Genomic DNA, 7,745 nt, shown 5'->3' with positions numbered 1-7,745 from the left:
AAACGCCGTAGCGCCGATGGTAGTGTGGGGTCTCCCCATGCGAGAGTAGGGAACTGCCAGGCATCAAATAAAACGAAAGGCTCAGTCGAAAGACTGGGCCTTTCGTTTTATCTGTTGTTTGTCGGTGAGCGCTCTCCGGAGTAGGACAAATCCGCCGGGAGCGGATTTGAACGTTGCGCAGCAACGGCCCGGAGGGTGGCGGGCAGGACGCCCGCCATAAACTGCCAGGCATCAGACAAGTGAAGAAGCCCGTCCGTCAGGACGGGCTTTTTTGCGTGTGTGGTAACTGTAAAAATGTAGGCCTGATAAGCGCAGCGCCATCAGGCAACCTGCACCGCCGGATGGCGGCCCCGCCTTATTCGGCCTACAAGGAACGTGCTTTCTCTAACCACCGTAAAATGAAGACAGAAATCTGCGATACATCATTAAGATCCAAAACGGGTACCGCTACTGCAAGTGGAATATCACTGGCAACCGCAATAACATGCTCATCAAGAATTAATTCTTCCTCGTTGTGCCCACATCCCTGACGAAAAAGTAAGATCTTCGCAACTGCTTCGTGTTTAAACCCTTCTACCAGCACCATATCCAGCTTTGATGCATCCATCCGGCTCACCAGCCATGCCAGATCCAACTCTTCTTGCCCCGGCGTTTCAGTCATTAACGCCCAGCGCTGCTGACTGGCAACCAGCGTTTGTGCTGCCCCGGCCTTACGTAATTCGTAGCTATCTTTACCCGGTTTATCGACATCCATATCATGATGGGTATGCTTAATCAGCCCTGGCCGAATACCGTGCGCACAAAGTGCTGGGATCAGTTTTTTCAGCAGTGTTGTTTTTCCCGTGCCGCTCCACGCGGCAATGGCGAGTAGCGGTATCATGGTCTCTTTTGCCATTTCGCGAGTTCCTCCGGCGTGTTGACGTTCACAAATGCCTCCTTACAATCGCTGAAATCAACGGCGTGTCCGCCTACCTGGCGCATAAAAATCATTACTCGCCGTTCGCCTGCTTGCAAATAAGCTGTCAACTGGGGCTCAACGGCACGATTAATCAACGCGATCGTTGGATGATCGCGTTCTCCATCATGAACCCAAACCACGGGTGCGCCATGACGCTGCGCTGCTAAACGATCGACCAGGTTGTGGGGGATACAGGGATTGTCACAGGGACAAAACAGAAACCAGTCGCCTGCTACCTGCTGAAAAACGGAAAGCATACCCGCCAGCGGACCGGGAAAGTCAGCGATTGAATCCGGAATGACTTTCAGGCCGCTGGCCTGGTAGATATCCAGATGGCGATTAGCACTAATGACGACCGTAGCAAGTTGTGGCGCGAGCGCGTCGGCAACGTGTCGCCAGAGCGGTTTCCCGTCCAGTTCAAGCAAACCTTTATCCGCACCTCCCATCCGCCGGGCTTTACCGCCTGCTAGCACCACGCCGGTTATTACTTCATCCAGATTCACCGATATCGCCTCTTTTATTGTGGGATTGACCCTGCTACCGTGTCTGTATCAAGAATAAGGAGCACAGCTATGAAATGTAAACGCCTGAATGAAGTCATTGAACTCCTCCAGCCAGCCTGGCAGAAAGAGCCTGATCTTAATCTGACGCAATTTTTGCAGAAACTGGCGAAAGAGTCAGGTTTTGACGGCAAACTGGAAGATTTAACTGATGATATCCTGATCTACCATCTGAAAATGCGCGATTCCGCCAAAGACGCCGCCATTCCAGGGATTCAAAAAGACTATGAAGAGGACTTTAAAACGGCGCTTTTACGCGCCCGCGGCGTTATTAAAGAGTAAAACCTTGTAAGCGGCGCCACCGAAATCGTCACGAAATGATATCCTGAATCATTCGTAGTATTTTCCGGATGATGGGATGAACGACAACGCTTTTACTTTCCAGACGCTACACCCGGAAACCATCATGGATGCGCTGTTTGAACAGGGGATCAGGGTGGATTCCGGGCTGACTCCACTAAACAGTTATGAAAACCGCGTCTATCAGTTTCAGGATGAAGACCGTCGACGTTTTGTCGTTAAGTTTTATCGTCCTGAACGCTGGTCTGTTGATCAAATTCGGGAAGAACACCAATTCGCGCTTGAACTGGTGAAGGATGAGGTTCCGGTTGCTGCTCCGCTCGCGTTTAATGGCCAGACGCTGTTAGCGCATCAGGGCTATCATTATGCCATTTTCCCCAGCGTAGGCGGTCGTCAGTTTGAAGCAGACAATATTGATCAGATGGAGGCGGTAGGGCGTTATCTTGGCCGATTGCATCAGACGGGGCGAAAACGTCCTTTCACTTTCCGGCCTGACATTGGGCTTGCAGAGTATCTTTTTGAACCTCGCCAGGTATTCGACGATGCCGCACTGATTCCCTCCGGGCAAAAAGCGGCTTTCCTGAAAGCCACTGATACTCTACTGTCTGCAGTTACCGAATGCTGGCGCACCGATTTCGCCACGCTGCGATTGCACGGCGATTGTCATGCCGGCAACATTCTATGGCGTGATGGACCGCTGTTTGTCGATTTAGATGATGCCCGTAACGGTCCGGCGATACAGGATTTATGGATGCTGCTGAACGGCGACAAAGCCGAACAGCGAATGCAGCTTGAAACCATTATTGAAGCTTATGAAGAAGTTAGTGAGTTCGATACGGCTGAAATTGGCCTCATTGAACCTTTACGCGCCATGCGTTTAGTTTATTATCTTGCCTGGTTGATTCGTCGTTGGGGCGATCCTGCGTTTCCAAAAAACTTTCCCTGGTTAACAGGGGAAGATTACTGGCAGCGACAGACAACGACTTTTATTGAGCAGACTAAAATTTTGCACGAACCCCCTTTACAATTAACGCCAATGTATTAATCGGAGAGAGTTGATCATGAAAAAGATTTGGCTGGCGCTGGCTGGTATGGTTTTAGCTTTTAGCGCCTCGGCAGCACAGATCAGCGACGGTAAACAGTATATCACGCTGGATAAACCGGTCGCTGGCGAACCCCAGGTACTGGAGTTTTTCTCCTTCTACTGCCCACATTGTTATCAGTTTGAAGAAGTGCTTCATGTGTCTGACAATGTGAAGAAAAAGCTGCCGGAAGGCACCAAAATGACCAAGTACCACGTTGAGTTCCTGGGGCCGTTGGGCAAGGAGCTCACCCAGGCATGGGCGGTGGCGATGGCGTTGGGTGTAGAAGATAAAGTCACGGTCCCGCTGTTTGAAGCCGTACAGAAAACCCAGACAGTACAATCTGCCGCGGATATCCGTAAAGTGTTCGTTGATGCGGGCGTCAAAGGCGAAGATTACGATGCGGCATGGAACAGCTTCGTGGTGAAATCACTGGTTGCGCAACAGGAGAAAGCCGCGGCTGACCTGCAACTGCAGGGCGTTCCGGCGATGTTCGTCAATGGCAAATACCAGATTAACCCACAAGGCATGGATACCAGCAGCATGGATGTTTTTGTTCAGCAGTATGCTGATACCGTGAAATATTTGGTTGATAAAAAATAAAAAGAACGCCGGTCACTGACCGGCGTTTTTATAAGATGTTTTAATCTCTTCTATCTGTATATCTTTCTTATCCCACAGCGTATTAAGCCAACGTTGAAAACGGCGTTTGAATGTTTTGTCGTTCACGTAATCGCCGTGCAGTTCTTCATTTATGGGTTCCAGTTGCACCCGAATAACAATACGCGTCAGCCTACCGCTTAGCATATCGTAGAAGGGGTGACTATCGTTGTTTGGGTAACACAACGTAATATTAAGCAGCTTATCGAACTGTGAGCCTAAAACATTAATCGCCATTGCAATCCCGGCTGCTTTTGGCGGCAACAGATGTTGATAAGGTGAATGCGTTTGCTGACGTTTCTCATGCGTAAATCGCGAGCCTTCAACAAAGTTAACGATAGTGGTGGGATACCGACGAAACTTTTCGCAAGAGCGACGAGTTGTTTCAACATCTTTGCCGCGTCGATCGGGGTGGCGGAGCAGGTAGCTACGGGAGTAGCGCTTCATAAACGGCATATCTAATGCCCAGCACGCCAGGCCAATGAACGGCACCCAGGCCAATTGCTGTTTAAGAAAGTACTTATTCATTGGGATATGCTTGCGGAACAGAACGCAAAGCACAACGATATCGGCCCAGCTACGATGATTACAAATCAGTAAATACCAATTTTTCTTGCTCAGCCCTTCTAACCCTTCTACATCCCATTGCAAGTGCGGATTAAGGCGTAACAGCGCTGCAAGACCAGCACACCAGCAATACATCATGAAATTGCAGAAAATGGAGACCTTGCGCCAGATACCGGGAACAGGCAAAAGGAGCTTTACCATACCGGCAATGATGATCGGTACTGAGCAAACAATAGTGACCAGGATGGTCAATACGATACTCAATGGGAGCGTGATAGCCGCGAGTATTCTCGTCATAATAAATTATTCAAAAGTTAGCCATAAACGGTGCGCGAAAAGGGCGCAAGAGGCTGATTCTATCAGAAAACGATGCTAATGATGGCGCTGAGTGAAATAGAAACACTCGTAACAACTATCCACATTATGATAACGGCATGAATCAGATAATCAGAAAAACGTGATGTTAACAACTCATTGAAAATAATGGGTAATTATTAAGGGGAGAAGGCTATCGCGCTGATTTTAAAGTAATGGTAAGAATTTACACACAAAGTTATCCACAGGTTTTTTTGCGAGCGATCCTGAAGATCGACAAAACTTTTCCGCAAATGCGGCGAAAAACTCAAGTTTTCCTCCTGTATGTGGCATCCTTTAACCATAATCTGTTAAACAGGCACGGACATTATGGTTCAGATCCCAGAAAACCCACTTATTCTCGTAGATGGCTCATCCTATCTCTATCGCGCCTATCATGCGTTTCCGCCGTTAACCAACAGCGCGGGAGAACCTACGGGCGCAATGTATGGTGTCCTCAACATGTTGCGCAGCCTGATCATGCAGTATCAGCCGACGCATGCTGCGGTGGTGTTTGACGCCAAAGGAAAAACCTTCCGTGATGAGCTCTTTGAACATTACAAATCGCATCGCCCTCCGATGCCGGATGATCTGCGTGCGCAAATAGAGCCGTTACATGCCATGGTTAAAGCCATGGGGCTACCTCTGCTGGCGGTCTCTGGCGTAGAAGCGGATGACGTTATCGGTACACTGGCGCGAGAAGCGGAGAAGGTGGGGCGTCCGGTATTAATCAGCACTGGCGATAAAGATATGGCACAGTTGGTGACGCCGAATATTACGCTGATCAACACCATGACTAACACCATCCTCGGTCCGGATGAAGTCGTTAATAAGTACGGCGTGCCGCCTGAGCTAATTATCGACTTTCTGGCGCTGATGGGGGACTCCTCGGATAATATTCCAGGCGTACCTGGCGTGGGTGAGAAGACGGCGCAAGCTTTGCTTCAGGGATTGGGTGGCCTGGATACGCTGTACGCCGAGCCGGAAAAAATTGCCGGTCTCACTTTCCGCGGCGCCAAAACGATGGCCGCTAAATTAGCGCAGAATAAAGACGTAGCGTACCTGTCTTATAAACTCGCCACCATTAAAACGGATGTTGAACTGGAGCAGACCTGCGAACAGCTTGAAGTACAGCAGCCGATTGCGGATGAACTGCTGGGCCTGTTTAAAAAATATGAGTTTAAGCGCTGGACGGCGGACGTTGAGTCCGGCAAATGGCTACAGGCAAAGGGCGCGAAACCGGCGGCCAAACCGCAGGAAACGGTCGTTATTGATGAATCGCCCAGCGAACCGGCAGCGGCGCTCTCTTATGAAAATTATGTCACTATTCTGGACGACGTTACGCTGGAAAGCTGGATTGAAAAGCTGAAAAAAGCGCCAGTTTTTGCTTTCGACACGGAGACCGACAGACTGGATAATATCGCCGCCAACCTGGTGGGCCTCTCGTTTGCCATCGAACCTGGCGTTGCCGCGTATGTACCTGTCGCGCATGATTATCTGGACGCTCCGGATCAAATTTCCCGCCAGCGTGCTCTGGAACTGCTGAAGCCGCTGCTGGAAGATGAAAAAGTGCGCAAAGTGGGGCAAAACCTCAAGTACGATCGCGGCGTCTTGCAAAATTACGGTATTGAGCTGCGCGGTATCGCCTTCGATACCATGCTTGAGTCTTACATTCTGAACAGCGTCGCCGGACGCCATGATATGGACAGCTTGTCCGATCGTTGGCTGAAGCACAAAACTATCACCTTTGAAGACATTGCCGGTAAAGGTAAAAACCAGCTCACCTTTAACCAGATCGCACTGGAGGAAGCGGGGCGCTATGCGGCAGAAGATGCGGATGTCACGTTACAGTTGCATCTCAACATGTGGCCAGAGCTCCAGCAGCACAAAGGCCCGCTGAATGTTTTCGAAAACATCGAAATGCCGCTGGTGCCGGTGCTGTCACGCGTTGAGCGCAATGGCGTAAAAATCGATCCTGCCGTCCTGCACAAACATTCGGAAGAAATCACACTACGTCTGGCGGAACTGGAAAAGAAAGCGCATGACATTGCGGGCGAGGCGTTCAACCTGTCCTCAACGAAGCAGTTGCAGACCATCCTGTTTGAAAAGCAGGGTATTAAGCCGCTGAAGAAAACGCCTGGCGGCGCGCCGTCAACGTCGGAAGAGGTGCTGGAGGAGCTAGCGCTGGACTATCCGCTGCCGAAAGTGATTCTGGAGTATCGTGGTCTGGCGAAGCTAAAATCCACCTATACCGATAAGCTGCCGCTGATGATTAACCCGAAAACCGGGCGCGTCCACACCTCCTATCATCAGGCGGTAACGGCGACGGGACGTTTATCGTCCACCGATCCGAACCTGCAAAATATTCCGGTGCGCAATGAAGAAGGCCGCCGCATTCGTCAGGCATTTATTGCGCCTGAGGATTATCTCATCGTATCTGCGGACTATTCACAGATTGAGCTGCGTATTATGGCGCATCTTTCCCGTGATAAAGGACTGCTTACGGCGTTCGCCGAAGGGAAGGATATTCACCGCGCAACGGCGGCGGAAGTCTTTGGCTTGCCGCTGGATAGCGTGACCGGGGAGCAACGCCGAAGTGCGAAAGCCATTAACTTTGGCCTGATTTACGGGATGAGCGCCTTCGGTCTTTCTCGCCAGCTTAATATTCCGCGTAAAGAGGCGCAGAAGTATATGGATCTCTACTTCGAACGCTATCCTGGCGTGCTGGAATATATGGAGCGCACACGCGCTCAGGCAAAAGAACAAGGTTATGTGGAAACGCTGGAGGGACGCCGCCTTTACCTGCCGGATATTAAATCCAGCAACGCGGCGCGGCGCGCGGGGGCGGAACGCGCGGCGATCAATGCTCCCATGCAAGGAACGGCTGCCGATATCATCAAGCGCGCCATGATTGCCGTCGATGCCTGGCTACAGGCCGAGCAGCCGCGCGTGCGGATGATTATGCAGGTACACGATGAATTAGTGTTCGAGGTGCATAAAGACGACTTAGATGCGGTAGCAAAACGTATCCATCAGTTGATGGAAAACTGCACGCGTATTGATGTGCCGTTGCTGGTGGAAGTCGGTAGCGGAGAAAATTGGGATCAAGCGCACTAAGCATTTAAGGAGTAACGCGCTTTTTTCGTAATTAAGCAACATAAGCACGGGGGTTTTGTGATGGGTATTAGAATTCCCTATGTAAAGAATGAAAAAAAATTACGAAAAGGTCTTTCTGTGTTGCTCAAAAAAGAGTAAAGTTATTCA

General features: G+C 50.3%; 7 protein-coding genes. 4 read left to right on the top strand and 3 right to left on the bottom strand.

What is annotated here, in order from left to right; genetic code table 11:
- Positions 1-364: 364 nt before the first annotated feature.
- Both mobB and mobA read right to left on the bottom strand, forming a co-directional pair.
- The gene (gene mobB / locus NA389_RS19595; RefSeq protein WP_072275063.1) at positions 365-880 is read right to left on the bottom strand and encodes a molybdopterin-guanine dinucleotide biosynthesis protein MobB; all 516 of its coding nucleotides are present in this window, start codon (positions 878-880) and stop codon (positions 365-367) included.
- Entirely contained in the window at positions 877-1,461 is a 585-nt protein-coding gene (gene mobA, locus NA389_RS19590) for a molybdenum cofactor guanylyltransferase MobA (RefSeq protein ID WP_001046878.1), read from the bottom strand. The genes mobB and mobA overlap by 4 nt, the downstream gene beginning before the upstream one ends.
- A gap of 69 nt (positions 1,462-1,530) precedes the next feature.
- On the opposite strand from mobA, the gene NA389_RS19585 reads away from it, so the two are divergent.
- From NA389_RS19585 to dsbA, 3 genes are all read left to right on the top strand, one after another.
- A complete protein-coding gene (locus tag NA389_RS19585) occupies positions 1,531-1,800 on the top strand; it encodes a YihD family protein (protein WP_000649858.1) in 270 nt (89 codons plus the stop codon).
- Between the two features lie 76 nt (positions 1,801-1,876).
- Complete coding sequence (locus NA389_RS19580; protein ID WP_000999259.1) at positions 1,877-2,863, top strand: serine/threonine protein kinase; 987 nt, start codon at positions 1,877-1,879, stop codon at positions 2,861-2,863.
- A gap of 16 nt (positions 2,864-2,879) precedes the next feature.
- Positions 2,880-3,503, top strand: a complete 624-nt coding sequence (dsbA, locus tag NA389_RS19575; RefSeq protein WP_000725364.1) for a thiol:disulfide interchange protein DsbA — start codon at positions 2,880-2,882, stop codon at positions 3,501-3,503.
- 12 nt (positions 3,504-3,515) lie between these two features.
- On the opposite strand, the gene NA389_RS19570 is transcribed toward dsbA, so the two are convergent.
- Positions 3,516-4,424, bottom strand: coding sequence for an acyltransferase (locus tag NA389_RS19570; protein ID WP_000196891.1), 909 nt, complete (start codon positions 4,422-4,424; stop codon positions 3,516-3,518).
- 387 nt (positions 4,425-4,811) lie between these two features.
- On the opposite strand from NA389_RS19570, the gene polA reads away from it, so the two are divergent.
- Positions 4,812-7,598: a DNA polymerase I gene (gene polA, locus NA389_RS19565; RefSeq protein ID WP_000249964.1), complete on the top strand. Its 2,787-nt coding sequence runs from the start codon at positions 4,812-4,814 to the stop codon at positions 7,596-7,598.
- Positions 7,599-7,745: the final 147 nt, after the last annotated feature.

This window comes from Salmonella sp. NW645 (assembly GCF_051703725.1).
GTDB lineage: Bacteria > Pseudomonadota > Gammaproteobacteria > Enterobacterales > Enterobacteriaceae > Salmonella > Salmonella enterica.
The sequence above is the reverse complement of the archived record's forward strand: the minus strand, read 5'-3'. Positions and strand labels throughout refer to the sequence as shown.